Source organism: Pseudomonas sp. 8Z (assembly GCF_902506535.1).
Classification (GTDB): Bacteria; Pseudomonadota; Gammaproteobacteria; order Pseudomonadales; family Pseudomonadaceae; genus Aquipseudomonas.
The window spans coordinates 1,384,311-1,411,123 of sequence record NZ_LR733827.1 but is presented as its reverse complement, the minus strand read 5'-3'; the positions used below and the strand labels follow the sequence as shown (position 1 = coordinate 1,411,123).

25 protein-coding genes and 1 riboswitch are annotated in these 26,813 nt (G+C 59.6%); of the genes, 17 read left to right on the top strand and 8 right to left on the bottom strand.

Annotated elements, in window-relative coordinates; translation table 11 throughout:
- Positions 1-126 precede the first annotated feature (126 nt).
- Positions 127-1,095 (bottom strand): polyprenyl synthetase family protein, encoded by a 969-nt coding sequence (locus AERO9A_RS19375; protein WP_159974108.1) that lies wholly within the window; start codon positions 1,093-1,095, stop codon positions 127-129.
- Between the two features lie 389 nt (positions 1,096-1,484).
- Here AERO9A_RS19375 and rplU point away from each other — a divergent pair, with 389 nt between their 5' ends.
- From rplU to AERO9A_RS19350, 5 genes are all read left to right on the top strand, one after another.
- Positions 1,485-1,796 (top strand): 50S ribosomal protein L21, encoded by a 312-nt coding sequence (rplU, locus tag AERO9A_RS19370; RefSeq protein WP_159973539.1) that lies wholly within the window; start codon positions 1,485-1,487, stop codon positions 1,794-1,796.
- A gap of 37 nt (positions 1,797-1,833) precedes the next feature.
- Positions 1,834-2,091, top strand: a complete 258-nt coding sequence (gene rpmA, locus AERO9A_RS19365; protein ID WP_159973538.1) for a 50S ribosomal protein L27 — start codon at positions 1,834-1,836, stop codon at positions 2,089-2,091.
- Between the two features lie 198 nt (positions 2,092-2,289).
- On the top strand, positions 2,290-3,510 hold the full coding sequence (gene cgtA, locus AERO9A_RS19360; RefSeq protein ID WP_159973537.1) for an Obg family GTPase CgtA: 1,221 nt from the start codon (positions 2,290-2,292) through the stop codon (positions 3,508-3,510).
- Between the two features lie 81 nt (positions 3,511-3,591).
- Entirely contained in the window at positions 3,592-4,710 is a 1,119-nt protein-coding gene (gene proB / locus AERO9A_RS19355; RefSeq protein ID WP_159973536.1) for a glutamate 5-kinase, read from the top strand.
- A gap of 180 nt (positions 4,711-4,890) precedes the next feature.
- Entirely contained in the window at positions 4,891-5,352 is a 462-nt protein-coding gene (locus AERO9A_RS19350) for a CreA family protein (RefSeq protein WP_159973535.1), read from the top strand.
- 230 nt (positions 5,353-5,582) lie between these two features.
- Here the strand turns inward: AERO9A_RS19350 and mqo are convergent, their stop codons facing one another.
- Positions 5,583-7,082, bottom strand: a complete 1,500-nt coding sequence (mqo, locus tag AERO9A_RS19345; RefSeq protein WP_159973534.1) for a malate dehydrogenase (quinone) — start codon at positions 7,080-7,082, stop codon at positions 5,583-5,585.
- Positions 7,083-8,002: 920 nt separating this feature from the next.
- On the opposite strand from mqo, the gene AERO9A_RS19340 reads away from it, so the two are divergent.
- Positions 8,003-8,587, top strand: a complete 585-nt coding sequence (locus tag AERO9A_RS19340; RefSeq protein WP_159973533.1) for a YajG family lipoprotein — start codon at positions 8,003-8,005, stop codon at positions 8,585-8,587.
- A 58-nt stretch (positions 8,588-8,645) separates the two neighbouring features.
- On the opposite strand, the gene AERO9A_RS19335 is transcribed toward AERO9A_RS19340, so the two are convergent.
- Both AERO9A_RS19335 and AERO9A_RS19330 read right to left on the bottom strand, forming a co-directional pair.
- Positions 8,646-8,852: a hypothetical protein gene (locus tag AERO9A_RS19335; RefSeq protein ID WP_159974107.1), complete on the bottom strand. Its 207-nt coding sequence runs from the start codon at positions 8,850-8,852 to the stop codon at positions 8,646-8,648.
- Between the two features lie 530 nt (positions 8,853-9,382).
- Entirely contained in the window at positions 9,383-10,546 is a 1,164-nt protein-coding gene (locus AERO9A_RS19330; protein ID WP_159973532.1) for a 1-acyl-sn-glycerol-3-phosphate acyltransferase, read from the bottom strand.
- A 101-nt stretch (positions 10,547-10,647) separates the two neighbouring features.
- Here AERO9A_RS19330 and AERO9A_RS19325 point away from each other — a divergent pair, with 101 nt between their 5' ends.
- From AERO9A_RS19325 to AERO9A_RS19310, 4 genes are all read left to right on the top strand, one after another.
- A complete protein-coding gene (locus AERO9A_RS19325; protein ID WP_159973531.1) occupies positions 10,648-10,830 on the top strand; it encodes a CPXCG motif-containing cysteine-rich protein in 183 nt (60 codons plus the stop codon).
- The gene (locus tag AERO9A_RS19320) at positions 10,830-11,090 is read left to right on the top strand and encodes a DUF2007 domain-containing protein (RefSeq protein WP_159973530.1); all 261 of its coding nucleotides are present in this window, start codon (positions 10,830-10,832) and stop codon (positions 11,088-11,090) included. The genes AERO9A_RS19325 and AERO9A_RS19320 overlap by 1 nt, the downstream gene beginning before the upstream one ends.
- A gap of 27 nt (positions 11,091-11,117) precedes the next feature.
- The gene (locus tag AERO9A_RS19315) at positions 11,118-11,735 is read left to right on the top strand and encodes an SOS response-associated peptidase (protein ID WP_159973529.1); all 618 of its coding nucleotides are present in this window, start codon (positions 11,118-11,120) and stop codon (positions 11,733-11,735) included.
- A 312-nt stretch (positions 11,736-12,047) separates the two neighbouring features.
- Positions 12,048-12,869, top strand: a complete 822-nt coding sequence (locus AERO9A_RS19310; RefSeq protein WP_159973528.1) for a M48 family metallopeptidase — start codon at positions 12,048-12,050, stop codon at positions 12,867-12,869.
- Between the two features lie 21 nt (positions 12,870-12,890).
- Here the strand turns inward: AERO9A_RS19310 and AERO9A_RS19305 are convergent, their stop codons facing one another.
- From AERO9A_RS19305 to AERO9A_RS19290, 4 genes are all read right to left on the bottom strand, one after another.
- Positions 12,891-13,334 (bottom strand): ketosteroid isomerase-related protein, encoded by a 444-nt coding sequence (locus AERO9A_RS19305; RefSeq protein WP_159973527.1) that lies wholly within the window; start codon positions 13,332-13,334, stop codon positions 12,891-12,893.
- Between the two features lie 108 nt (positions 13,335-13,442).
- Positions 13,443-14,024, bottom strand: coding sequence for a TMEM165/GDT1 family protein (locus tag AERO9A_RS19300; RefSeq protein ID WP_178111191.1), 582 nt, complete (start codon positions 14,022-14,024; stop codon positions 13,443-13,445).
- 23 nt (positions 14,025-14,047) lie between these two features.
- Positions 14,048-14,237: riboswitch (yybP-ykoY riboswitch) on the bottom strand.
- A 36-nt stretch (positions 14,238-14,273) separates the two neighbouring features.
- The gene (locus AERO9A_RS19295) at positions 14,274-15,269 is read right to left on the bottom strand and encodes a class I SAM-dependent methyltransferase (protein ID WP_159973525.1); all 996 of its coding nucleotides are present in this window, start codon (positions 15,267-15,269) and stop codon (positions 14,274-14,276) included.
- A 79-nt stretch (positions 15,270-15,348) separates the two neighbouring features.
- The gene (locus AERO9A_RS19290; protein ID WP_159973524.1) at positions 15,349-16,314 is read right to left on the bottom strand and encodes a 2-hydroxyacid dehydrogenase; all 966 of its coding nucleotides are present in this window, start codon (positions 16,312-16,314) and stop codon (positions 15,349-15,351) included.
- An 80-nt stretch (positions 16,315-16,394) separates the two neighbouring features.
- On the opposite strand from AERO9A_RS19290, the gene AERO9A_RS19285 reads away from it, so the two are divergent.
- The 7 genes from AERO9A_RS19285 (at position 16,395) to AERO9A_RS19255 (ending at position 26,808) form a co-directional block, all read left to right on the top strand.
- Positions 16,395-17,024, top strand: a complete 630-nt coding sequence (locus tag AERO9A_RS19285; protein WP_159973523.1) for a LysE family transporter — start codon at positions 16,395-16,397, stop codon at positions 17,022-17,024.
- A 182-nt stretch (positions 17,025-17,206) separates the two neighbouring features.
- Positions 17,207-18,889 carry a fatty acid--CoA ligase gene (locus tag AERO9A_RS19280; protein ID WP_159973522.1) on the top strand — a complete coding sequence of 561 codons (1,683 nt, stop codon included), beginning with the start codon at positions 17,207-17,209 and terminating at the stop codon, positions 18,887-18,889.
- Positions 18,890-19,106: 217 nt separating this feature from the next.
- Positions 19,107-20,993 (top strand): DUF1302 domain-containing protein, encoded by a 1,887-nt coding sequence (locus tag AERO9A_RS19275; protein ID WP_159973521.1) that lies wholly within the window; start codon positions 19,107-19,109, stop codon positions 20,991-20,993.
- A gap of 31 nt (positions 20,994-21,024) precedes the next feature.
- A complete protein-coding gene (locus AERO9A_RS19270; protein ID WP_159973520.1) occupies positions 21,025-22,392 on the top strand; it encodes a DUF1329 domain-containing protein in 1,368 nt (455 codons plus the stop codon).
- 144 nt (positions 22,393-22,536) lie between these two features.
- Positions 22,537-25,278: a LuxR C-terminal-related transcriptional regulator gene (locus AERO9A_RS19265; protein WP_159973519.1), complete on the top strand. Its 2,742-nt coding sequence runs from the start codon at positions 22,537-22,539 to the stop codon at positions 25,276-25,278.
- 150 nt (positions 25,279-25,428) lie between these two features.
- The gene (locus tag AERO9A_RS19260) at positions 25,429-26,073 is read left to right on the top strand and encodes an MBL fold metallo-hydrolase (RefSeq protein ID WP_159974106.1); all 645 of its coding nucleotides are present in this window, start codon (positions 25,429-25,431) and stop codon (positions 26,071-26,073) included.
- Positions 26,074-26,139: 66 nt separating this feature from the next.
- Positions 26,140-26,808 carry an OmpA family protein gene (locus tag AERO9A_RS19255; protein WP_159973518.1) on the top strand — a complete coding sequence of 223 codons (669 nt, stop codon included), beginning with the start codon at positions 26,140-26,142 and terminating at the stop codon, positions 26,806-26,808.
- Positions 26,809-26,813: the final 5 nt, after the last annotated feature.

Below are 26,813 nucleotides of genomic sequence, written 5' to 3'. Positions count from 1 at the left end.
CCCGACTGGTTCGGGGCGTTTTTGTTTGTGCCAGCGCTGTGTATCGCGAGTCCGTAGCTCGGATGTAATCCGGGAATGGCTATATCCCGTAAGCCGCCCCGGATTGCTGCGGGCTACCTGTCTCGATTAGTGCGTACGCGCGACGGCGAAGTGGCTCAACTCGACCAGTGCGTCGCGATATTCACCAGCAGGCAGCACGTTCAGGCAGGCGATAGCGCGTTCGGCGTAGTCGCGGGCGAGTTGTGCGGTGTAATCCAAGGCGCCTGCGGCGTCCACGGCGGCGCGGATGCTTTCCAGGTCTTCGATGCCACCTTTCTGAATCGCACGACGCACCAGGGCGGCCTGCTCCTCGCTGCCTTCGCGCATGGTGTAGATCAGCGGTAGAGTCGGCTTGCCTTCGGCCAGGTCGTCACCGACATTCTTGCCCAGCTCGGCGGCGTCGCCCTTGTAGTCGAGCAGGTCGTCGACCAGTTGGAAGGCGATGCCCAGATGGTCGCCAAAGGTGCGCAAGGCTTCGCGTTGTGCTTCGTTGGCGCCGGCCAGGGCGGCGGCGGCATGGGTGGAGGCCTCGAACAGCATCGCGGTTTTGCCGCGAATGACTTCCATGTAGGTCTCTTCCGTGGTGCTGGCGTCGCGCACCTTGGACAGTTGCAACACTTCGCCTTCGGCAATCACGCGGGTTGCGCGGGAGAGGATCTGCATGACCGGCATCGAGCCGAGCTCAACCATCATTTCGAACGAGCGTGAATAAAGGAAGTCACCCACCAGTACGCTCGGGGCGTTACCCCATTGCGCATTGGCGGTGCTGCGGCCACGGCGCATGTCGGACATATCGACTACGTCGTCGTGCAAGAGGGTGGCGGTGTGCAGGAATTCGATGGTGGCGGCCAGCAGGCGCAGGTCGTCGGCCTGATAACCCAGTGCACGCCCGCTCAGCAACACCAGTAGCGGACGCAGGCGCTTACCGCCGGCGGAGATGATATAGTCGCCGATCTTTTCCACCAGCGGCACGCGGGAAACCACCTGCTGGCGAATGATGCCATCGACGGCGGTGAAATCGTCCGCTACCACGCGGTAGAAAGCCTGGGGTTGCATCGACAAAGCGTACTCCTTCTAAACTGCGCGGCATGCTAGGTGGAGGGGTAGGGGCTGTCAAGGAAGCGGCCATAGGCTACAGGCCGCAGGCTGCAGGTTAGAAGCAGAAAAGCGCTTGTCCATGCGCCGAGCTACTTCACACTGTGCTTAGCTTGCAGCTTGCAGCTTGCAGCTTGCAGCTTGCAGCTTGCAGCTTGCAGCTTGCAGCTTGCAGCTTGCAGCTTGCAGCTTGCAGCTTGCCTGCGTACAATCGCGCACCCTAGAACTTCCCCTGGGCATTTCCCTGCCTTACGCAATTGCAAGGGTGTCACTTCCGGCCCCGAGCAGCCATGCCAGCCAATAATGATGCTTCTAAAGCGCTGGGTGAGCAGGATCAACGGAGATTTACCATGTACGCAGTAATTGTTACCGGTGGCAAGCAATACAAAGTTGCCGAAGGCGAGTTCCTGAAAGTCGAGAAGCTCGAAGTCGCTACCGGTGAAGCCATCACCTTCGACCGCGTTCTGCTGGTCGCCAATGGCGATGACGTCAAGATCGGTGCTCCGGTCGTAGACGGCGCCAAAGTGGTTGCCGAAGTTGTTTCGCAAGGCCGTCACGACAAGGTTCGTATCATCAAGTTCCGTCGTCGTAAGCACCACATGAAGCGTCAGGGCCACCGTCAGTGGTTCACTGAGATCAAAATCACCGGCATCCAGGCCTGATTCGTCGGCCCCGATCCCTTTATAGGAGTATTGACTCATGGCACACAAAAAAGCTGGCGGTTCTACCCGTAACGGCCGCGATTCCGAAAGTAAACGCCTTGGCGTGAAAATGTACGGTGGCCAGGCTATCAAGGCCGGCAACATCATCGTGCGTCAGCGCGGCACCCAGTTCCACGCCGGCGTCGGTGTGGGCATCGGCAAAGACCACACCCTCTTCGCTAAAGTCGAAGGTGTGATCAAGTTCGAAGTGAAGGGCGCTTTCGGCCGTCGCTACGTCAGCGTCGTTCAGGCCTAATCGCCTACGCGCTGGAAAAGCCCTGTCCGTAGGACGGGGCTTTTTTATTGGTTCGCCGTCTATGGTTGGCCAGCGACGTTTAAAACGCGACAGGCGTTTTTTTTATTTGTGTATCTTTGGTGCGCTTGCCCAATCCGCTAGTTCTGGATGATTCGGCAAGCGTTCCCCCAGCCCGTATGCAATGCGGGAGGCAGACTGATGAAATTCGTCGACGAAGTATCGATATTTGTAAAAGCCGGTGACGGTGGTAACGGCATGATGAGCTTCCGCCGTGAGAAGTTCATCGAAAAAGGTGGTCCCAACGGGGGCGACGGCGGTGACGGTGGCTCGGTGTTTCTCGAAGCCGACGAGAACCTCAACACCCTGATCGACTACCGCTACACCCGCAAATTCTTCGCCCAGAACGGCGAGAAAGGCGGCAGCACCGATTGTACTGGCGCCAAGGGTGAGGATCTGATCCTGCCGGTGCCGGTCGGTACCACGGTGATCGACGTCGCCACTCAGGAAGTCATCGGTGATCTGGTCAAGGCCGGTCAGCGCCTGATGGTCGCTCAGGGCGGCTGGCACGGCCTGGGCAACACCCGCTTCAAGTCCAGCACCAACCGTGCGCCACGGCAGACTACGCCAGGTAAGCCGGGTGATCAGCGTGACCTCAAGCTGGAATTGAAGGTGTTGGCTGACGTCGGCCTACTGGGCCTGCCCAATGCCGGCAAGAGCACCTTCATTCGCGCCGTATCGGCTGCCAAGCCGAAGGTTGCCGATTACCCCTTCACAACCTTGGTGCCGAACCTCGGTGTGGTTAGCGTCGACCGCTTCAAGAGCTTCGTCGTGGCTGATATTCCCGGTCTGATCGAGGGCGCATCGGAAGGTGCCGGCCTGGGTATCCGCTTCCTCAAGCACCTGGCGCGCACGCGCCTGCTGCTGCACCTGGTGGACATGGCGCCGCTGGACGAGAGCGATCCGGCCGAGGCTGCGCAGGTGATCATCGACGAGCTGGGCCGTTTCAGCCCGGCGCTGGCCGAGCGTGATCGCTGGTTGGTGCTGAACAAGATGGATCAGATTCCCGAAGAGGAGCGCGAGGCACGCAAGGCCGATATCGTCGCCCGTCTGAACTGGGAAGGCCCGGTCTACGTGGTATCGGCCATCAGCCGCGACGGCACCGAGCGTATCTGTCGCGACATCATGCATTACCTGGAGGTGCGCGGTGAGCGCATCGCCGAGGATCCGGTCTTCGCCGAAGAGCTGGCCGAGCTGGATCAACGCATCGAGGACGAGGCGCGTGCCCGTCTGCAGGCCATGGATGACCAGCGCGCACTGCGTAAATCGGGTGTGCGCAGCGTCGACGATATCGACGAAGACGATGACTTCTTCGATGATGAAGATGACGACGGCCCGGAAATCTTTTACGTCCGGGATTAAGCAAATTTCCAACGCCGCTTAATTGCGGCGTTTTTGTAGGTGGGCTGGAGCCCATCGTTTTCTGGCTAAGGTTGGAAGATCATGCGTGACAAGGTGACCGGTGCGCAGCGCTGGGTGGTGAAGATTGGCAGTGCCTTGCTGACCGCCGACGGGCGCGGGCTGGATCGCGCGGCCATGGCTGTGTGGGTCAAGCAGATGGTCGCGCTGCGTGAGCAAGGCGTGGAACTGGTGCTGGTGTCCTCCGGCGCGGTGGCGGCCGGTATGAGCCGCCTGGGCTGGACCAGCCGACCTAGCGCGATGCACGAGTTGCAGGCCGCCGCCGCCATCGGTCAGATGGCCCTGGTACAAGCCTGGGAATCGAGCTTTGCCGAGCATGGCATGCGTACCGCGCAGATCCTGCTGACCCATGACGACCTGTCCGATCGCAAGCGTTACCTCAACGCGCGCAGCACTCTGCGTACGCTGGTGAATCTCGACGTGATCCCGGTGATCAACGAGAACGACACCGTGGTTACCGACGAGATTCGCTTCGGCGACAACGATACCCTGGCCGCGCTGGTGGCCAATCTGGTGGAAGCCGACCTGCTGGTGATCCTCACTGACCGCGACGGCATGTACAACGCCGACCCGCGCCACAACCCAGATGCCGAGCTGATCTTCGAAGCGCGTGCCGACGATCCGGCTCTGGACGCCGTGGCTGGGGGCGTCGGTGGTGCGCTGGGCCGTGGCGGCATGCAGACCAAGCTGCGTGCCTCGCGCCTGGCCGCGCGTTCCGGCGCGTACACGGTCATCGTCGGTGGTGCTATCGAGCAGGTATTGGCCCGCCTCAAGAGCGGCGAGCGTCTGGGCACGCTGCTGGCCCCCGAGCGTAGCCTGCTGGCGGCGCGCAAACAGTGGCTGGCGGGGCATCTGCAAACGCGCGGCACTCTGGTGCTGGATGCGGGGGCGGTCAAGGCACTCAAGCAGGATCACAAGAGCCTGCTGCCGGTCGGTGTGAAGGCCGTGCAGGGTAGCTTCCGCCGTGGCGAGATGGTGGTGTGCGTCGATCAGGAAGGCCGCGAGATTGCCCGCGGCCTGGCTAACTACAGTGCTCTGGAGGCGCAGAAGATCATCGGCCAGCCATCCGATGCCATCGAGAAATTACTGGGTTACGTGGATGAGCCCGAGCTGGTGCACCGCGATAACCTGATCCTGGTTTGAGAACCTGTAAACGATCTGCTGTGCGTCGGCCCTGCTGCGTTAAAAACAGGCTGGAGCGCCAGCCCGTCGAATGCTTATGTACAGAAGTACACTGCGCTTCCTCGTCTGTTTTTGCGGGGCCGCCAACGGTATTGTATGGCTCTAGCTCGCGAGATCGTTAACAGGTTCTAGGAGAGAAAGATGCGTTCGTTCAAGGGATATGCGCTGAGCCTGCTGATGCTGCCGACGCTGGCAGCGGCAGATACCATCGGCGAGGTGTCGACCGTGTTCAAGTGGGTGGGGCCCAACGACAAGATCGTTGTTGAGGCTTTCGATGATCCCAAGGTTGAAGGCGTGACCTGTTACCTGTCGCGCGCCAAGACCGGTGGTGTGAAGGGGGGGCTGGGGCTGGCCGAGGATCGCGCTGAGGCGTCGATTGCCTGTCGCCAGGTCGGCCCCATTGCCTTCAAGGGGCAGCTCAAGGACGGCGAAGAGGTGTTCAAGGAGCGCACCTCACTGGTGTTCAAGACTATGCAGGTGGTGCGTTTCTTCGATCAGAAGCGCAATACCCTGGTGTACCTGGTCTACAGCGACCGGGTAATCGAGGGCAGCCCGCAGAATGCGGTGACGGCCATCCCGATCCTGCCCTGGCGCCAGCCCTGATGGAGCTGTAAGGGCGAATTCATTGGCGATCCTGGCACGCGCGGTGCCAGCCCTTTTCGCGAATGAATTCGCTCCTACAGAAGAGCTGCCTCTGCGCAGTATGCGGGTAGGAGCGGATTTATCCGCGATCAGCGCGTACCGCCAAGGCGGCAGCCATCGGCCAATGTATCCGCTTGCAGATGCCAATAAAAAACCGCCCCGAGGGGCGGTTTTTTATTGGCGGGCGTCGATCAGGCGCTGGGCGTGTCGAGCTGCAGGCGTTGGTTCGACTGGGCCTGCACTTCGCGGTAGCGCTCGGCATCGGTGGCCAGCACCTTGGCCTGGGCCGGGAAGATCTCGTTCAGCTTGCTCGACCAGCTTTCGCTCTTGGCCTGCTGCGCGAAGCAGCGGTTGATCAGGTCAAGCATGATCGAGACGGTGACCGAGGCACCCGGCGAGGCACCAAGCAGGGCGGCGATGCTGCCGTCGGCAGCGGCCACCAGTTCGGTGCCGAACTGCAGGATGCCGCCTTTCTTCGCGTCCTTCTTGATGATTTGCACGCGTTGGCCTGCGATTTCAAGGCGCCAGTCCTCGGCTTTGGCTTCTGGGTAAAAGCCGCGCAGGGTTTCCAGGCGTTGCGCTTCGGATTGCATCACTTCCTTGATCAGGTAGCGGGTCAGATCCATGTTGTCGCGCGCCACCGCCAGCATCGGGCCGAGGTTGTTGGGGCGTACCGACAGTGGTAGGTCGAGGAACGAGCCGAACTTGAGGAACTTGGTGGTGAAACCGGCATACGGGCCGAATAGCAGAGATTTCTTGCCGTCTACCACGCGGGTGTCGAGGTGCGGCACCGACATGGGCGGCGAACCCACGGCGGCCTGGCTGTAGACCTTGGCCTGGTGCTGTTTGACGATTTCCGGGTTGTCGCAGCGCAGCCACTGGCCGCTCACCGGGAAGCCACCGAAACCTTTGCCTTCGGGGATGCCGGACAATTGCAGCAACGGCAGCGCGCCGCCACCGGCACCGAGGAAGACGAACTTGCTCTTGAGTTGGCGGCTGGCGCCGGAGCGGGTGTCCTTGATGCTGACCAGCCAATGCTCGCCTTCACGCTTGAGGTCGGTGACCTTCTGGTTGCAGGTGACCTTGGTATTGGGCAGAGAGGCCAGGTAGTCGAGCATCTGCTGAGTCACAGCGCCAAAGTTGACGTCTGTGCCAGCCTCCACGCGGGTCATGGCCAGTTTTTCGGCGGGGTCGCGGCCTGGCATCAGCAGCGGTGCCCAACTGGCGATAGTGGCGCGATCCTCGGTGTACTCCATGCTCGCAAATGCATGGTGCTGACGCATCGCTTCGAAGCGTTTCTTCAGGTAGACGATGCCGCTATCTCCGCGCACGAAGCTCATGTGCGGCACCGGGTTGATGAAGGACTTCGGTGACTTGATGGCGCCTTTCTCGACCAGGTAGGCCCAGAATTGCTTGGATTCTTCGAACTGGCTGTTGATGCTCACCGACTTCTTGATGTCGATGCTGCCATCTGCGCCTTCGGGGGTGTAATTCAGCTCGCACAGGGCCGCGTGGCCGGTACCAGCGTTGTTCCAGGGGTTGGAGCTTTCCACTGCGCCGGATTCGCGCAGTTCCAACACTTCCAGGGTGATACTGGGGTCGAGTTCCTTGAGCAGTACGCCCAGGGTCGCACTCATGATACCGGCACCAACCAGCACCATATCTACGCTTTGGTAATCGTTATGCGCCATTAACCTCTCTCCAAGAAATACTGCACCAGATGGGCTGGCCTACTGGCCTGCCGGGGCCATACCGCTGGTTCAGGCAGCTCGCCTGGCCGTGCGTAGGGGAGGGTCAAGGCTCCTTTCCGCGGACGCCAATTCGTTCATTTTTCGCCACACTCTTGTGAAGTTGTCAAAACCGTTTTTAGCGCGCTCTTTTGGAGCGCCGAACCTCAAAAGCTCGTCTGCCTTGGCCTGTTTTCGGCCCGAGCGTGACAAGCGTTGCAGATGTGCAATAGGCGCTTTGTGCGGGCGGAAAACGGCTGGCCGGGTGGCAGCACGAAGTGGGCGACTCTCTGAGGCGGGACCGAAGCTTGGCTTCGGCGAGGTGGTGCGACCCGATCAGGAGGCGTCCTTGTAATCGGGGCGTGAGTATAACGGCGAATGAAACGAAATTGATCGTTTAGCGTGACTTTTATTGCGTGCGCTAACTCGAGGTGACTGGCTACGCGCTAGTCGTCATTGCTGCTGATAAGTGTTTCACGCTGCCAGCGCGCGAGTTGCCTGCACGGGCGAGGCGTCGTGTGTGAGCAGGGCGCAAGCAGGCAAGGGGGCGCCAAGCCAGGCCTCTCGGGTTTCGCAAACTTCAACCCAGCGGCCGTCAGTGGGCTGCCGGGAGCATTGGCGCAGGGCGCTGCAGCGGCCAGTCGCGTCCAGCAGCGCGAAGTGGCGCATTGGCTTGCGTGGGCTAAATAGGCGACGTAGAGACAGCATGACGATACTTCCAATAAGTGTTCGGCATCCTTTATGCCGAAAGTCGGTGACAGCTCAATGACAGGAACTGGCGTGATGGCTAGGCGGTCGGATGATGCAGGTATGGCTGTCGGCACCTGGCGCTGCTGGGTATACTGCCAGCCACCTTTTTGCCATCCCTTTCGGAGAGATCGAGCATGCTGCATCGTGCGTTGTTTGCCCTGCTTGCCGCCGCCAGCCTGACGCTGGGCGGCTGTGCCCTCAGCCCTCAGCAACTCACCCCGCAACCCAAACTCACCAGCTCGCTGACCCCAGTTGGTCAGGGCCAGCCGGTGGTGGTGCGTGTTGTGGATGGTCGCTCCTCGCCGGTACTCGGTACGCGCGGCGGTCTGTACCCGGAAACCAGTTCCATCAGCGTCAGTGGTGAGTATGTGCTGCCCAAGCTGCAGGCTGAGGCTGAAGCTGCGGTACGCCTGCTGGGCTTTACCCCCTCGCCCAATGCCTACAATGCACCGCAACTGACCATCACACTGGCCGAGCTGAAGTATCAGTCGCCGAAAGAGGGGATGTACGTGACCGAGGCGGACATTTCTGCCTCCATTCGCGCTGACGTACAAGGCGCCAGCCGCCGCTACACCGGCCGTTATGGCGCATCCTTGAATCAGCGCTTCGGCACTGCGCCGAACCAGCAGACCAACACCAAGCTGGTGGGCGATGTGCTCAGTGACGCCCTGACCCGTGCCTTCAAGGATCCAACTATCGGCCAGGTGCTGATGCAGTAAGCATGGCTGATATAAAAAACGCCCCGCATTTGCGGGGCGTTTTTTATTGGGCCAAGCATCAGGCTGCTTCTTGGTACATCTCCGGCAGGCTCATGCCGGTGCGGTTGTCGATGTCCGGCAGATCATAATGCTCATGCCCGCCGAGTGCGCAGTAGACCAGCCAGTGCTGATCCTGAACATTGAAGGAGAGCTCGTCGACTACAGCGTCTACGTCGTCCAGCGAGTCGATTAGATAATCGCGATCCAGCGGTTGCGGATTGAGCATGGCGGTGTCCTCCTCGGACATATAAGGGTACAGCTCCAAGTGCAGAGATGACTGCCTAGTCACTCTGGGTAATTCAAACCCTAGGCCAAACTCGTGACATTTCTCAGACGATTTCGAGATAGCGCTTTACCGTTGTCGGAAGCGAACTTTCTAAAAGCACTCTGGCGGCTGGCGTGGTGGGCGCTCTCTTGCTGCCGTTTGGAAGGTATTGCTTATCGTTTTGTCGCTATTTCCCCGTTTTGGTGCGTATTTCCCCAGGCTGCACCAATGCTCCCCACGAGGTTGTCTGGCTGATTTCTGTATGCAATCTGCGGCTTTTGCTCGTTTATCTGGCTATGAGGCCATAGCTGATAAGGCATTGCAGGGGCATGGGCAGTTAGTTGGTAACTGCTCTAGAGATGCGGATGTGGCGGATGAGAGGCTACTTGTTTTGGTACTGCGGTTGTCCCAGCCCAGTCCGTGACGGTTGTTGCCGCTGGGCAAACGAAAACGGCAGCTACTGGCTGCCGTTTCTCGTTTGCCGCGAGCCGTCAGAGCGGCAGGCCAGCCTTGATGCGGTACTGGTTGCGCGCCGGAGTGGCGTACTGCTGGATCAGATAAGGTCTTTCTGCCTCGCTGCATGCGGCGAGGCGCTTGCGCCACTCGGTCTTGGCGTTTTCCAGTTCATCGGCTGCGAACATCTCGCTGGCAGCCGGTACGGCGAGCTCAGGCTCGCGCTCTGGCCACATGGCATAGGCCAGGTAGTGCGCCGGGAACAGGCGATAGTGGCCAAGAATCTGGCGATCCAGTTCTTGCGCGAGCTGCTTGGTGTCCTCGTGGCCTGCAACCGGAGCGCCGAAGTGCAGGTGCACCCGGCCTTTGTAACCAGTGATACCCAGGGCGATGCTGGCATCGTCCTCGCCCGGAGCCTTGCTGTAGCTGCCGGTGGCTGCGCGCACACTGAGTTCGCGCGCCTTGGCCTGGTCACAGGGGTCGTATTCGTAGCTGATTGACACCGGAATCAGGTTGAGCGAGTCGATAACCTCGGCGAATGGCTCGTCCTTGCGGCTCATGTGGAACATCTTGAGGATGGCTGAGTCGGTACGGTCATCGCCGTCTTTGGCTCGGCCTTCAGCCTGGGCAATCCAGATCGATTCGCCGTCTTCACGGATCGAGTGATTGATGTAGGCCGACAGCAACTGGTACGCCGCCAGTTTCTCGCGCCGCCCGCTGATCGAGCGGTGCACGATGAAGCTCTTGTTCAGGCGCATCAGGTCGCTGACGAAGGGGCGCTGCAGCAGGTTGTCGCCGATGGCAATGCGCGGTGTCTGCAGGCCTGCATGGTAGACGGCGTAGTTGACGAAGGCCGGATCCATGACGATGTCGCGGTGGTTGGCCAGGTACAGATAGGGCTTGCCTGCCTGCAGGCTTTCCAGCCCCGAATAGGTGATGCCGTCAGTGGCTTGCTCGATGCTGCGGTCGACATAGGGTTCGATTTTGTCCTGCAGCTTGGCAACCGAGTCGATCCCGGCAAACTCGCCGCGCAGGCGTGCCGCGATCAGTGGCTTGAGCAGCCAGCCGAACGGCCCGGCCAGGCGCGGGAAGCGGAAGCGGGTGAGGGTGCCGAGAAATGCCGGGTCGGCGAGCAATCGCGCCAGTACAGGGCGCACTTCGTCGTCGGCGTAGGGTCTTATGGCATCGAATGCGCCCATCATGCTCTCTTGATCTAGAACGGCTAAGGTTAAAAGTGGAAAGCCTGCCAGGCAGGATCAGCAATAGACCAGCGATTATACAGCCAAGTCACAAGGAGGCCGCGATGCTGGAAACTGAGGCCTATGCCTGCCCCTACTGTGGGGAGCCCGTCGAAACGCTGCTTGATCTATCCGCAGGTGATCAGGCTTACATCGAGGATTGCCCGGTGTGTTGTCGACCTATCGAGTTCGAGCTGCATACCGATGGTGAGCGCTGGCAGCTCGATGTGCGCGCGGAGAATGACTGATGCGGCGAATCTACGAGCCGGAAAATCTGCTGGAGGGGCAATTGCTGGTGGATATGCTAGCCAGTGAAGGTGTTGCCGCGCACTTGCATGGTCAGCATTTGGCGGGGGCGGTTGGTGAGTTACCCGCTTGTGGCCTGTTGGGCCTGATGGTGGGTGATGCGGATGCCGAGCGGGCACGCATGTTGATCGCCGAGTACAATGCGGCGCAACCCTTACCCGGTGATGAACCGGAGTCTTTTCAGGGTGTGTTGCTCTGCTGACGCGCCCCTTGTCGATCGAGTTGTTCCATGTGTGGACGTTACGCCCTGTTTCGCTGGTCGCCCGCTTTCGCGGCGTTGCCCGGTTTTCCTGATGATCAACAACCACACTGGAATCTGGCACCTGGTAGCCAGGTTCTGATGCTGCGCGTCGGTAACTCGGGGCAGGAGTTGGCGTGTGGGCGTTGGGGTTTGACGCCTGCCTGGCTGCAGGATCTGTCGAAGAGCCCGGCGCATGCACGAGCCGAGAGCCTGGCTGAGCAGCCGATGTTTCGCGAGAGCTTCCGTGAGCGGCGTTGTCTGATTCCGGCCAATGGTTTTTATGAGTGGCGCGGTGCTGGACGCAAGCGGCCGTATTGGATGAGCAATGGCGAGCCTTTGATGTATTTCGCGGCCTTGTGGGAGTTTTATCCCGTGGGCGGGCATGAGTACCTCAGTTTGGCGATGGTGACTCAGTCCGCCTCATCGTTGCGGCGGCCGCTGATTCTCGATGAGCAGGAGCGAGCGCAGTGGTTGGGTGGCGATGCTTCGCCTGAGCAGTTGGCTGCGTTATTGGCCAAGCCCGCCGCCGCATTGCGTGAGCGGCCTTTGGCTACTTTGGTCAACGATCCTAAACTCGATGCTCCTGAGTGCCTGACCCCCGCTTGAGGTTGGGGACAAGGCGCTGGCCATTGATGTCTGGGCCTGTGGGCTTTGGTGAAGGCAATGCAGGGACGACCGATGGTGACAGTCACATAGGCCGTGAACACTTCACGCGTCGCTTTTCATCGCGGTATTGCTCCTTGCGGCAATGCGTCCAATCAGGCCGTCGGCAGGTGGAGGTAGTCCTGAGCCTTTTCGTGGGCGTTCTTGTATTGACTATTGCGCGGGCGCGAGGGGCTTGGGAGTTCTTGAGTTGAGTGGTTGCTCGCAGGGTAAGTGCGCCCTAGCATACGGGCTCGTTTTTATGGAGGATCCCGGATGATCAAGTCTCTTGCTCTGAGCAGTTTGGCTGCAGCGCTCCTGTTAGCCGGCTGCCAGGCGGTCAATACAACCAGCGGTGGTGCCGTAGGTGTCGAGCGTAAGCAGTACATGTTCAGCATGCTGTCGGCCGATGAGGTCAACCAGATGTACGCCCAGTCTTACCAGCAGACCCTCAGTGAGGCGTCGAGCAAGGGGGAGCTGGACAAGACCAGTGACAATGCCAAGCGCGTGCAGAACGTGGCCAATCGCCTGATTCCGCAGGCGCCGCGCTTTCGTCCAGATGCTGCCAACTGGGATTGGGAGGTCAATCTGATCAAGAGTCCCGAACTCAATGCTAACTGTGGGCCAGGCGGCAAGATCATCTTCTATTCCGGGATCATCGAGCAGCTCAAGCTGAGTGATGACGAGATCGCAGCCATCATGGGCCATGAGATGGCTCACGCGTTGCGTGAGCACAGTCGTGAGTCGATGTCGAGAGCGTATGGCATCGAGATGGCCAAGCAGGGTGCCGGCGCTTTGCTGGGGCTTGGGCAGGACAGCTTGTCGTTGGCCGATACGGTGGTGGAGTACAGCCTGACGCTGCCTAACAGTCGGGGCAATGAGAACGAGGCTGATCTGATCGGTCTCGAACTGGCTGCGCGTGCTGGCTACGATCCGAATGCGGCGATTTCGCTGTGGAAGAAGATGGAAGCCGCTGGGGGGAGTGCGCCGCCTGAGTTCATGAGCACGCACCCGTCATCAAGCAGTCGCATCGCTTCCCTGCAGGCGGCAATTCCCAAGGTTCTGCCGCTTTATCAGCAGGCCAAGGCCGGGAAGTAATGGCCGATACATGGCGCTGCTTCAGGGCAGCGCCTTCTCGGCGAAGGCGCGGGTTTCAAGGTTGAGCTGCGCGCGGAAGCTTTCCATGTCGAACATGGTGCAGATTTCCTGAATTTCGCCGCTGTGGTTCAGTGTCCAGAACGCCATGGCCGAGAGGCTCAACACTCGGTCGCTGGCGGGATAACCAAAGGCTGGGCGCTCGATCGTGCCGATCATGGTGCTCCAGGTGAATACTTTATTGCCTTCACAGATGCACTCCTCGATCACCACCTGAATGTCTGGCATCGCTTGGCGTATTTCTTCCACCAGTCGTATGAATCCGGCGCTGTCGAGCGCGCTTCCGGTAAATGAGCTTTTGTAGAGAAAGTTGCAGCTATGCAACTGTTCTGCCAGAGCTAGGCGCCCGCGATTCCACGATAGGTCGATATGTTGGCGAACCAGCTTTTTGCGATCTTCCTGTGACATGCCTTCCTCCCGAGACATACATGCCAGTGTTGTGAGGCCTGGCATTGCAAGTGTACGGGAGGCGGCAGGAATTGGCTTTTTTGCCGTTAAATTGACGCGAAACTATTGCTACACCAGACCACTGAGTTTCAGTGCCTGATAACCGGCGTACAGCGCCAGTACGGCGAAGGCACAGGCCGCTAGGCGGCGGATGAGTGCCAGTGGCAGCCGATCTGCGGCGAAGTTGCCCGCCAATACGACCGGTACGTTGGCCAGCAGCATGCCCAGTGTGGTGCCTAGGACAACGAGGACGAAGTGCGGGTATTGGGCGGCCAGCATTACGGTGGCGACTTGGGTTTTGTCGCCCATCTCAGCCAGGAAAAAGGCAATCAGGGTGGTGAGGAAGGGGCCGTATTTTTTCAGGCTCGATTCTTCATCTTCATCCAGCTTGTCTGGAATTAGCGTCCAGATGGCCACGGCGACGAAGCTGGCGGTGAGAATCCAGCTCAAGGTGGCTGCAGAGAAGAGGCTGGCAACCCAGTTACCCACGGCGCCGGCTGCGAAGTGGTTGGCCAGGGTGGCGACGACTATCCCCCAGATGATTGGCCAGGGGCGGCGAAAGCGTGCGGCGAGTAGGAGAGCGAGCAATTGCGTCTTGTCGCCGATTTCAGCGAGGGCAACGATGAAGGTGGGGACGAATAGGGATTCCAGCATCAGGTTTCCTAAAGGGGCGGGTCGACACGGCATATGACACGAACGACCTTCCCGCCCCGGGTTAGGTTGTGCGTGTCATAGGTCTTGTCAAACCGCAGGCCTTTCTATGAAGGCCTTGGGTCGCATGCGCCATGCTCTGCGGAGCAAGTGTGTTGACGCATACCGGGCGAGCAGGGCGCTCGCGGGAGACTACTCCCCTAGGACGGGCGACATTTTGCACAAGCGTTGTGTCAGGAGCAAGCGCAATCAGCGCCGGGCGCTGTAGATGCGGAAGCCATCGGCTTCGGCTCTTGTCCGGCAAGGCCCCAGGTGGCGTTCGATCAATGGCGGGTATTTGAGGAAGCTGTTGGCCACTAAACGCAGCTCTCCGCCTTTGATGAGGTGTTTTGTGGCTTGTGTCAGCAGATTCTCGCTGGCCTGATAGTCGGTGTGTACACCCTGATGGAAGGGCGGGTTGCTGACGATGGCGCTCAGCCCCTCGGGTGCCGATTCGATGCCGCTGCCTGCGATCACGTCTGCCTCTAGGCCGTTGCGGGCTAGGGTCAGGCGGCTGCTTTGCAGGGCGAAGGCGTCTACGTCGAGCAGGGTCACGCGACTATTCGGATAGCGGCGCTTGAGTGCGGCGCCGAGCACGCCTGCGCCGCAGCCGAAGTCCAGCAGGTGCCCAGCAGGCAGATCCTCCAGGTGCTCCAATAGCAGGGCGCTACCGCGATCCAGGCGGCCATGAGCGAAGACGCCGGGCAGCGTGACGATCTCCAGTTCGGCATCGGCCAGCGGCAGTGTGTAGTGTTGCGCCAGCGCGTCTAGATCGGGTTGTGTCGGCGCTTGTGCAACATCCACGCACCACAATTGGCAGTGCCGCGCGTTGTCCAGTTTGCGCGTTTTGCCATAGGCAGCGAGCTGCTTGGCCGCGCGCTCGATGCCGCCGCGTTTCTCTCCGACTAAGTACAAGGGCTTGCCGCTCAGGCGTGAGGCCAGGGCCTGCATTAGGTAATCGGCTAGCTCACGTGATTTCGGTAGAAACAGCACGGCGGCGCGGTAGTCACCGCTTGGCATTTGTGTGTCGAAATGGCTGCGCAGGGGGAAGCGGGCGTTGAGCCGCGCGTGAACACCTGCATGCCAGATCCAGCCTTGTGCTTGCGGCAGGGCGCCCAGTAGGTCGTCGGCTGGTAGCCCTGCCAGGAGCAGTTCGCCGTCGAACAATTGGGCCTGACGCAGCAGCACTTCGCTTCGCGGATCCATGGTGTTTCCTGAGCATTTGTTTAGGTGAAGGAGGATTCCCAGGCGTGTATGGCTGAGCGCTTGGAAAAGGCCGCGCAGCTTACCCGACGATTCGCCGTGGTGCACCGCTGAAGAAGCAGGCGGCATTGTCCACGACCTGGGCCACGATTCGCTGGCGAGCCTCCTGGCTGCCCCAGGCGCTGTGTGGGGTGATGATCAGCCGTGGGATATCGTTAGCCAGCAGCGGGTTGCCGTCTTTGGGCGGCTCTTGCAGCAGCACGTCGGTGGCGGCGCCGCCGAGATGGCCGCGACGCAGTGCGTCGGCCAGGGCTTGCTCATTGACGAGTCCGCCACGTGCAGTGTTGATCAGAAAGGCGCGTGGTTTCATCAGTGCCAGTTCCTCTGCGTCAATGAGGTTGCGGGTTTGCTCGTTGAGTGGGCAGTGCAAGGTCAGCGCGTCGACTTGTGGCAGCAGTTCGTGCAGTTGCAGTCGGTCTGGGCGGGCAGGGCGACCAGGCAGTTGGCCCAGTAGCACGCGCATGCCGAACGCTTCGGCCAGGCGGGCGACGGCGCTACCGAGTTCACCATGGCCGAGCATGCCGAGCGTTTTGCCTTCCAGCTCGACGATGGGGTAATCGAGCAGGCAGAACTGGCTAGCCTGCTGCCAACGCCCGGCAGCGATATCGCGCTGGTAATCAGGCAGGCGCGTGGCCAGGGCCAACAGCAGCATCAGGGTGTGTTGCGCCACGGATGGTGTGCCATAGCCTTGGCAGTTACACACGGTAACGCCGTGTTCGCGAGCAGCATTCAAGTCGATGTTGTTGGTGCCGGTGGCGGTCACCAGCACCAGCTTCAGTTCCGGGCAGGCGGCGAAGGTGGCGGCGTCCAGCGGCACCTTGTTGCTGATGGCGACCTGGGCACCTTGCAGGCGTGCGGCAACCTGATCCGGGGGTGTATGTGTATGCAGGGTCAGTTCGGCGAAGGCCTGGTGCAGCGGCTGCATATTCAGGTCGCCCAGATCGAGGGAGGCATGGTCGAGGAAGACGGCGCGGGCGCTGTTGCTCATTGAGCTATACCTTTTCGCAGGTGGGTCGCGGGAGTAGATTGGCGAGCCTAACAGACCTTTACCGTCGATGCGGAGCCGCCATGTACTGGAGTGAATTTCTCACCGTAGCCCTGATTCACTTGCTGGCGGTGGCCAGTCCCGGCCCGGATTTCGCCATTGTTGTGCGTGCGAGTGTTGCTCATGGGCGGCGCATCGGTGTCTGCACTGCGCTGGGGGTGGGCACCGGTATTTTGCTGCACGTGACTTATTCGCTGCTGGGTATTGGCCTGGTCGTGTCGCAGTCCATTGTGCTGTTCAATGCTCTGAAGTGGTTGGCTGCGGCCTATCTCTTGTATATCGGCTTCAAGGCGCTCAGGGCGCGTCCTGCCGATCCGGCTACTGCTGAAGTGCGGTCGGCTGGTGAGCCTCGCGGCGCACGCGGTGCCTTCGTCACCGGCTTCATTACCAATGGACTGAACCCCAAGGCCACGCTGTTCTTTCTGTCGCTATTTACCGTGGTGATCAATCCGCAGACGCCGGTTTTCATCCAGGGGGGGTATGGGGTTTATCTGGCCATGGCCACTGCTCTTTGGTTTTGCCTGGTGGCCTGGCTATTCAGTCAGCCGCGCGTGCGTGCTGGTTTTGCGCGTTTGGGGCACTGGTTCGATCGGCTGATGGGTGTCGTGTTGGTCGGTATTGGGGTGAAGCTCGCATTGAGTGAATTGCGCTAACGTAAACGGTCTTCAAGCGCTGCTCGTGTCGGCGGTAAAGAGCTCTGTAAAGCCCGTGTGTGACTGCATGCGCTGTCTCGGTCACGCAGCAAATCATCCTTTGGGATGATTCTGTCATCTGTTTGCCCCACTAGAGTCGCAGCATCTCTTTGATTACTTTCGTGCATAAGTAAGGTGATTCCATGCTGCAGACTCGCATCCTGCCTTCGGCGGCCAACGCTCATCAATCTCCTCTGCTGATCAAACGGTTGTTGTTGTCTGGTAGCCGCTATGAGAAAACCCGCGAGATCGTGTATCGCGACAAGCTGCGCTACAGCTACGTGACCTTCAATGAGCGGGTGGCGCGCCTAGCCAACGTGCTCACCGAAGCTGGTGTCAAAGCTGGCGATACCGTGGCGGTGATGGACTGGGACAGCCATCGCTATCTGGAGTGCATGTTCGCTGTGCCTATGCTGGGGGCGGTGTTGCACACCATCAATATTCGCCTGTCGCCGGAACAGATTCTCTACACTATGAACCATGCCGACGATCGCTTCGTGCTGGTTAATAGTGATTTTCTGGCTCTTTATCAGGGGATTGCTGCACAGTTAACGACTGTGGAGAAAACGCTCTTGCTCACGGATGCCGAAGACAAGAGCGCCGACCTGCCGAATTTGATTGGCGAATATGAAAGCTTGCTGGCGAGCGCCAGCCCCAGCTATGACTTCGCTGATTTCGACGAGAATTCGGTGGCCACTACCTTCTATACCACTGGCACCACCGGCAATCCCAAAGGGGTGTTCTTCACGCATCGACAGCTGGTGCTGCATACCTTGTCGATGGCTACTGCCATCGGCTCTCTGGATAGCATCCGTTTACTCGGTAACGACGATGTCTATATGCCGATTACGCCTATGTTCCACGTCCATGCCTGGGGCGTGCCGTATGTAGCGACCATGCTTGGGATCAAGCAGGTTTATCCGGGGCGTTATGAGCCGGACTTTCTCGTCCACCTGATCAAGACGGAAAAGGCTACGTTCTCTCACTGCGTCCCCACCATTCTGCAGATGGTGCTCAATGCGCCGAGTGCGCAGGGGCACGATTTTGACGGTATGAAGGTCATCATCGGCGGGAGTGCGCTCAATCGCGCGCTCTATGAAACGGCTAAGGCGCGTGGCATCCAGCTCACTACGGCTTACGGTATGTCTGAAACCTGCCCGCTGATTTCCTGCGGCTACCTCAATGAGGAACTGCGCAAGGGGAATGAGGACGAGTGCATCACGTACCGCATCAAGGCAGGCATCCCGGTGCCGCTGGCCGAGGCGGCAGTCATGGATGATGAGGGCCGGTTGCTGCCGAACGATGGCGAATCGCAAGGCGAGTTGGTTTTGCGTACGCCCTGGCTCACCCAGGGCTACTTCCGTGAACCGCAAAAGAGCGAGGAGCTCTGGACGCACGGCTGGCTGCATACGGGGGATGTCGCGACTATCGACGATATGGGGTTCATCGAGATACGTGACCGCATCAAGGACGTGATCAAAACCGGGGGGGAGTGGATTTCTTCACTGGAACTGGAGGATCTGATCAGCCGCCATCCTGCCGTGCGTGAGGTGGCGGTTGTGGGGGTGCCGGATCCGCAGTGGGGTGAGCGTCCATTTGCGCTTCTGGTCACGCGTGACGGACAGGCGCTGGATGCCAAAGGGGTGAAGGAACACTTAAAGCCGTTTATCGAGCAAGGTCATATCAATAAGTGGGCTATTCCCAACCAGATCGCGCTTGTTACTGAAATTCCCAAGACCAGTGTTGGCAAGCTGGACAAGAAGCGTATTCGCCTGGATATCGCTCAATGGCAGGAGGCCGGGAGCGCTTTCCTCTCCACTTTGTGAGGGGCGTTCAGGATGGGCGTCGGATGAAATGGCCTGCTCAAACAAGCGCTTGGCTTGCTAATTGGCGTATCCCATCCATGCTTGACTGACCGCAGGTGCTTAAACCTGAGAGTCAGAAGTGTCGGAGGGTTGCAAATCACTCTTTCGAGGGATCAAGCAGGGCGACCCACTGGCTATAGTCAAAGCATTAATAACAAAAACACATGGAGTCGCGTCGATGACAATAAAAACAACACTGCGCTGGCGCCTGGCAAAGCTGCCGCTGGCCGTTAGCCTCGCATCTACCCTTGCCGCCCCGGCATTCGGCGTTACGTTCAACATCGGTGAAATCGAAGGACAGTTCGATTCTTCGCTTTCTGTAGGGGCCAGTTGGTCTGTGCGTGGCGCCGATCCTGACTTGGTTGGCACGGTCAATGGTGGGAATGCCTCTTCATCGACAAGCGACGATAACCGCCTGAACTTCAAAAAGGGCGAGACATTCTCCAAGATTTTCAAAGGCATTCACGACCTCGAACTGAAGTATCGCGACACCGGCGTATTCGTTCGAGGCAAATATTGGTACGACTTCGAGCTGAAGGATGAAGGTCGCTTGTTCAAGGACGTAAGCGACAGCAACCGCAAGGAGGGCGCCCAATCATCCGGGGCGGAAATTCTCGATGCATTCGTCTACCACAACTACACCATTGGCGATATGCCGGGCAGCGTGCGCCTGGGCAAGCAGGTAGTTAGCTGGGGTGAGAGTACCTTTATCGGTAATAGCATCAACTCGATCAACCCGATCGATGCTGCCGCATTCCGCCGCCCGGGTGCAGAAATCAAGGAAGGGCTCATCCCGGTCAACATGTTTTATGTCTCCCAAAGTCTGACCGATAGCCTGTCTATGGAGGCGTTCTATCAGCTCGAATGGGATCAGACCGTTGCGGACAACTGCGGCACCTTCTTTTCTACATCCGATGTGATCGCCGATGGCTGTGACAACAACCTCACCGTTCCTGGTGCCACTACACCTGCTGCCGTTGCAAACCTGCGAGCACTGCAGCCGATTGCCGCGGCCACCGGCGCCGGCTTTGATGTCGAGGATGAAGGGGTTGTCGTGCGGCGTGGCGGTGATCGCGACGCGCGCGATAGCGGTCAGTACGGCTTTGCTTTGCGTTGGCTTGGGGATAATACGGAGTACGGCGCGTATTTCATGAATTACCACAGCCGTACACCGTTCTTTAACACCAAAACCGCTGATGCTGCTGTCTTAGGTGGGTTGGCCGCTACAGCCGGTAACCTGAGTAACCCCGCTACCACGGCTGGTGCCTTGTGTGCGGCGTTTGGTGGGTTCCCTGCGTGTGCTGGCAACCCTGCATTTGCGGCTGCTGCAGGCGGTTTGGCACCTGCAGCGGCATTGGGTAATGGTGAGTACTTCCTGAGCTATCCCGAGGACATCCGCCTCTATGGCCTGAGTTTCTCTACCGTACTGCCCACCGGGACTTCGTGGTCGGGTGAAGTGAGCTATCGCCCTAACGCACCTATCCAAATCAACAGCACCGCGCTTAATACTGCACTGGTGAACCCGCTCACTGGCGGGGCGTCGGAGCCGACCATCACAACCAGCCCAGGTGCCGAGAACAAGGGCTACCGGCGCAAGGAACTGACACAGGTACAAACCACGCTGACCCACTTCTTCGATCAGGTGTTGGGTGCTAGCCGACTGACGCTGGTTGGCGAGCTTGGGGTGGCCTATATCGGTGGTTTGGAGCGCCGCTCAGACTTGCAGTATGGCCGTGACTCTATCTACGGGCCTTACAGCGCCAGCAATAATGATGGCTTCGTCACCTCGACCTCATGGGGTTACCGCACCAGGGCGATTCTGGAGTACCCGGACGTATTCGCTGGCGTGAACTTGCGCCCCAGTCTTTCCTGGTCGCATGACGTCGATGGTTACGGCCCCAATGGTCTGTTCAATGAGGGCTCCAAGGCCGTTAGCCTGGGGCTCAACGCCGAATATCAAAACAGCTATACGGTCGATTTGTCCTATACCGACTTCTTTGGTGGTGACTACAACACGGCGATTGATCGCGACTTCGTTGCGCTCAGCTTTGGTGTGAACTTCTAAGTCGTCAGGAATTCGAGGAATGAGCATGCACATGAAAACAACAAAAACACTGTGGCAAAGTGGCGCCTTGGTACTATCTCTTCTGGCCTCCAGCGTCATGGCTGCGGTTTCGCCGGATGAAGCGGCCAAGCTGGGCAAGACGCTGACGCCGCTGGGTGCTGAGATGGCGGGTAATGCCGATGGCACGATCCCCGCCTGGACGGGCGGCCTGCCTGTCGATGCCGGTACCGTTGACAGCCGCGGCTTCTTGTCCGATCCGTTCGCCAAGGAACAGCCGCTATTTACCATCACTGCGCAGAACGTCGATCAGTACAAGGACAAGCTGACGCCCGGCCAGCAGGCGATGTTCAAGCGCTATCCAGACACCTACAAGATGCCGGTCTACCCGACCCATCGTTCGGCCACCTTACCAGCGCAGGTATTTGAGGCGACCAAGCAAAATGCGCTCAATACCAGGCTCGTGGAAGGGGGCAACGGCCTGGAGAACTTCTCGAAGGCCAACCCTTTCCCGATACCGCAAAACGGCCTTGAGGTGATCTGGAACCATATCACTCGCTACCGTGGTGGCAGTGTTCGGCGTTTGGTCACTCAGGCCACGCCGCAAACCAATGGCTCCTTTTCATTGGTATACCTTCAGGATGAGTTCGTTTTCCGCGATGCGATGACCGACTATGACCCAAGCAAGGAGAGCAACATTCTCTTCTACTTCAAGCAGCGTGTAACTGCGCCATCGCGCTTGGCGGGTAACGTGTTGCTGGTGCACGAGACGTTGAACCAAGTGAAGGAACCGCGTTTGGCGTGGCAGTACAACGCCGGTCAGCGTCGTGTGCGACGTGCACCGCAGGTGTCCTACGACGGTCCCGGTACAGCCGCCGATGGTCTGCGTACATCGGACAACTTGGATATGTACAACGGCGCGCCGGATCGTTACGACTGGAAGCTCGAGGGCAAGAAGGAAATCTACATCCCCTACAACTCCTACAAGCTCGATGCACCAGACCTGAAGTATTCCGACATCATCAAAGCCGGTCACATCAATCAGGATCTGACGCGCTACGAGCTGCACCGCGTCTGGCACGTGACAGCAACCCTGAAAGCGGGTGAGCGCCACATTTACGCCAAGCGCGACTTCTATATCGACGAGGATACCTGGCAAGCGTCCCTGATCGACCACTACGATGGTCGTGGCACTCTGTGGCGCGTGTCTGAGGCCCATGCCCAGTACTACTACGACAAGCATGTGCCTTGGTACACCCTGGAGGCCATACACGACCTGCTGTCTGGGCGCTACCTGGCGTTGGGCATGAAGAACGAGGAGAAACAGTCCTATGACTTCAACTTCAAAGCCTCCAGTAGCGATTACACCCCCGCAGCGCTGCGCCAGGCAGGTGTTCGTTAACCACTAGTCGCTAAGTCATATGACAGAGCCGGCCTTGCGCCGGCTTTTTCGTTACCGACTGTAGCGGAACCTTCAAATGACGCGTGCAAGTCGCTAGGCTGGAGTCAGGTCGCACCTGACTACAACATATACAAGAATCAGCCGATGACAGACCTTTCACGCTTGCCTGGACTCCCATATTCCCCGGCCACGCCGCTGGAGGCGCGATTCTATCGTCCGCCTTTGCCTGCCGGTTACGTGCCGCGGCCTCGCTTGTGTGAGCGCCTTGCGGCTGGTTTGCAGGGACGTCTGTTGCTGGTCTGTGCGCCAGCCGGGTTTGGCAAAAGCTCATTGGCCATCGAGTTCTGCGAGCATCTTCCCCATCACTGGCATAGCCTCTGGCTGGGCCTGAGCGAGCGTGAGCGCGATCCTGGGCGTTTCCTTGAGCGCTTGCTGTTGGGATTACAGCAGCTCTACCCAGGGCTGGGGGGCGAGGCGCTGGGGCTACTGAAAATGCGCCAGCGGCATCAGCCGTTCGCCTTCGAGCAGTGGCTCGACGGCCTGCTGGACGAACTGGCCCAGGTTCAGGATGACACTCAACCTCTGCTGCTGGTGCTTGATGACTACCATCTGGCGCAGGGCGCCGTACTGGATCGCAGTCTGCAGTTTCTCCTCAACCACTTGCCGCCAGGCATTGTCGTACTGGTGACCAGCCGTCAGCGACCGGACTGGCACCTGGCGCGCCTGCGTCTGTCGCGGCAATTGCTGGAACTTAGCGAGCAGGACTTACGCTTGACCCGTGATGAGTTGAGCGCCTTGCTGGCCAGTCAGGGGGCGTGTTTCGAACGGCAACAGGTCGCCGCCATCCTGCAGCATAGTGAGGGCTGGGTGGCGGGGTTGCGTCTCTGGCTACTGGCGCGTGATGACTGTTCGAGCGCTTCTTGTGAGCCGATGCCGCTGCATGGTGGCGAGGGTCTGATTCGCGATTATTTGCTTGAAGAAGTCATCGAGCGCCAGCCGAGCGACGTGCAGCAGTTCCTGTTGGATACGGCCTGTCTGGAGCGCTTCTGCGCTGAACTGTGCGATGCCGTACGTGACAGCCATGACAGTGCGGCGATCATTCGTCAGCTTCAGGCTAATCAGGTATTCCTTGTCCCGCTGGATGAGCAGGGACGCTGGTTTCGCTATCACCACCTGTTCTCCGATTTGCTCAACGCGCGCCAGCATGAGGCCACCGGACATGGCCGCGCAGGTGCACATCTGCGAGCTTGTCGCTGGTTCGCGGCTCAGGGGCTGCTCGATGCATCGATAGAGCAGGCGTTGTTGGCTGGGCAGACCGACGTGGCTGCTAGCCTGGTGCAGAGCTTGTCCGAAGAGCAGCTATTGGCCGAGCAAAACATTGCCATGCTGCTGCGTTGGAAAACCAACCTGCCGGACAGCCTGCTGGCCAGTTCGCCGCGGTTGATCTTGCTCTATGGCTGGGCGTTGGCCCTGGCTTGCCAGTTGGATGCTGCGCAGGAGCTGCTCGATCAGCTCGGGCGCTTCCTGCCTGCCGCCGATCCCATGACGCAGCGCAGCCTGCTGGCGCAGTGGCAGGCGCTGGACGGCATGATCGCGCGCGGGCGCGGCGAGGGTGAGCGTGCCGAACGGCAGGCCAGTGAGGCGCTGTCGGGTTTGACTAGCGATCGCTATGGGCCGCTTTTCATGTGCTTGGCCAACCTGGCTAATCTGGCTGTGGTGCGTGCAGACCTGTGGCGTGCTCGTGGGCTTAATCGTGATGCTCTGGAGCTGGCGCAGCGTGTCGGTAACCCGTTGTTCGAGGCTATTGCCCGTTACGAACGAGCACGGGTTCTGCAGGCGCGGGGCGAAGTGCAGCGCGCTCTGGATGAGGTGCATCAGGGCCTGCATGGCCTGCGAGGGCTATCGGCTCAGCGCAGTTACTCGGTACGGGCGCGTTTGCAGATCTATGAGGGGTATCTGCATAGTCTTTGCCTGCAGTCTGACGCTGCCCGTGAACACCTGCAGCGAGGCGTTGCTGAAGCCCGGAGCTGTCGCGATGTCGGCGTGTTGATGGGCTACTGTGTGATGGCCAGCTTGGAAGGCCGCAACGGGCGTAGCGCCGAAGCATTTGCGTTGTTGGGAGAGGTGGAGCGGCTGATGCACGTATGGGATGTCCCGGCGATCTACTATCTGGCCATGGTCACCTTGATCAAGTGCGAGTTGTGGTTACGCCAGGGGCAGGTTGAGCTGGCAGCCGCGTGGCTACCGCAACTAGAGGCTACCTACGGTGCCCAGGGGCGTACCACCGCGCCGGAGTTTCACCCGCAATTGGTTCTGCATATCGAATTACAAGTCGCGGCGCTGGAGCGCCTGCAGGGTGATCTGGGGGCTGCTGAGCGACGCTTGCGCGCCCTGGTGCAGCATGCTCAGCCTATGGGCGGGCAGTTGGTCGGCATGATGGCGCAAGGACAACTGGCGTTGTTGCTGCACCAAACCGGTAATGCCCGTGAGGCGCAGCATTACCTCGGCGCCTGCCTGGAGTCTGCCCAAGGTGGAGCTTTGCTGCCGTTCGAAGAGTTGCTGCAACACCAGCCGCACTGGTTGGCAAGCCAGTTGCGCGAGCATCCGCCAGGGCCTGTGCGAGATGCCTTATTGGCGCGTCTGCCGTGTGAGGCAACACCTGAGCATGCCTCGGAGGTGAGCGCCCCGGCCGAGAAGCTCAGTAGCCGTGAGCTGGCCGTATTGCAGTTGATTGCACGCGGTTGCTCGAATCAGCAGATCAGCGAGCGCCTGTTCATCTCGCTGCATACGGTCAAGACTCACGCACGCCACATCAATAGCAAGCTAGGGGTGGAGCGGCGCACCCAGGCTGTTGCCCGTGCCAAGGTGCTTGGGCTGCTGGAGTGAATCCAGAGTCATCCCGATGCTTATCTCGCGCCGAGTTGTTGAACGTCAATGTCGGCAGGCGTCATCCTTGACGCCCAGAATGCACCTGCTGATGAGATGGGCCGTATCTGTGCCGCGTCTTGGTGCGACAGCTTTTTCGAGGAATACCCAATGCAAGCCGCAAAACCCGCGCTAATTCGTGAAACATTCCCTGTCGGGCCTTTGCAGTGCAACTGCACCATTATTGGTGACCCGCTTACCAAGGCCGCTATCGTGGTTGATCCTGGCGGTAATCCAGATTTGATCATGGCGCGGCTGGAGGCTCACGGGTTGAAGGTGGTGAGCATCATTCACACCCACGCGCATCTGGATCATTTTCTTGCCTCCGGGCAAATGAAAGAGAAGACCGGTGCAACACTGCACCTGCACAAGGATGACCAGTTTCTTTGGGACAATCTGGAAATGCAGTGCAGCATGTTTGGTGTGCCTTACACGCCAGTGCCTGCGCCGGATCGTTGGCTGGCCGATGATGAAGAGCTGGCGTGTGGATGTGGCGTGGCGTTGCATACCCCTGGCCATACGCCCGGTTCGATGAGTTTCTGGTTTGCCGAGGCTAAGCTGTTGATTGCCGGTGACACCTTGTTCCGTCGCGGTATTGGTCGTACGGACTTGTGGGGCGGGGACTACGCAACCATCGAGCGATCGATCAAGCAGCGTCTTTATCGCCTCGACGAGGACGCCACTGTGGTAACCGGTCATGGGCCTGACACGCGACTGGGTGATGAAATGCGCGAGAACCCTTTTATTCGGGCCTGACGCGGCACTAAACGTCAGGGGCGCGTTCAAAAGGCCATTATTCCGTCGCCACCTCGAGATGCTGATATGTTTCGTTTGAGTTTCATCGCTCTGTGCGCGTCCGCGCTGTTGATCTCCGGTTGTGCTTCGCAGAATCCTTATGACCAGAGTGGGCCAACGTCCAACCGAACTGCCACTTACGGCGGGCTCGGTGCATTGGCTGGTGCCGCCGCTGGCGCACTGATCAATCATGACAACCGTGGCAAGGGCGCCTTGATCGGTGCAGCGGTGGCTGGCGCCGCTGCGGCGGGTTATGGCTACTACGCCGATAAACAAGAAGCGGAGCTGCGCCGTAGCATGCAGGGTACCGGCGTTGAGGTGCAGCGCCAGGGCGATGTGATCCAGTTGGTCATGCCTGGCAACATCACCTTCGCGACTGACTCGGCGCAGATATCCAGTAGTTTCTACAAGCCGCTGAACGATTTGGCTAATTCCTTGCGCCAATACAACCAGAACAGCATCGAGGTGGTTGGCCATACGGACAGCACGGGCTCGCATGCCTACAACATGGATTTGTCTCAGCGCCGTGCGCAGGGTGTTGCCGATTATCTGCTGGCCCAGGGGGTTGATCCGAGTCGTATGAGTACCCGTGGTATGGGGCCGGATCAGCCGGTGGCGAGTAACGATACGGTGGATGGGCGGGCACAAAATCGCCGTGTTGAGGTGACGCTACGACCTCTGCCTGGCGTGCAGTGATTACC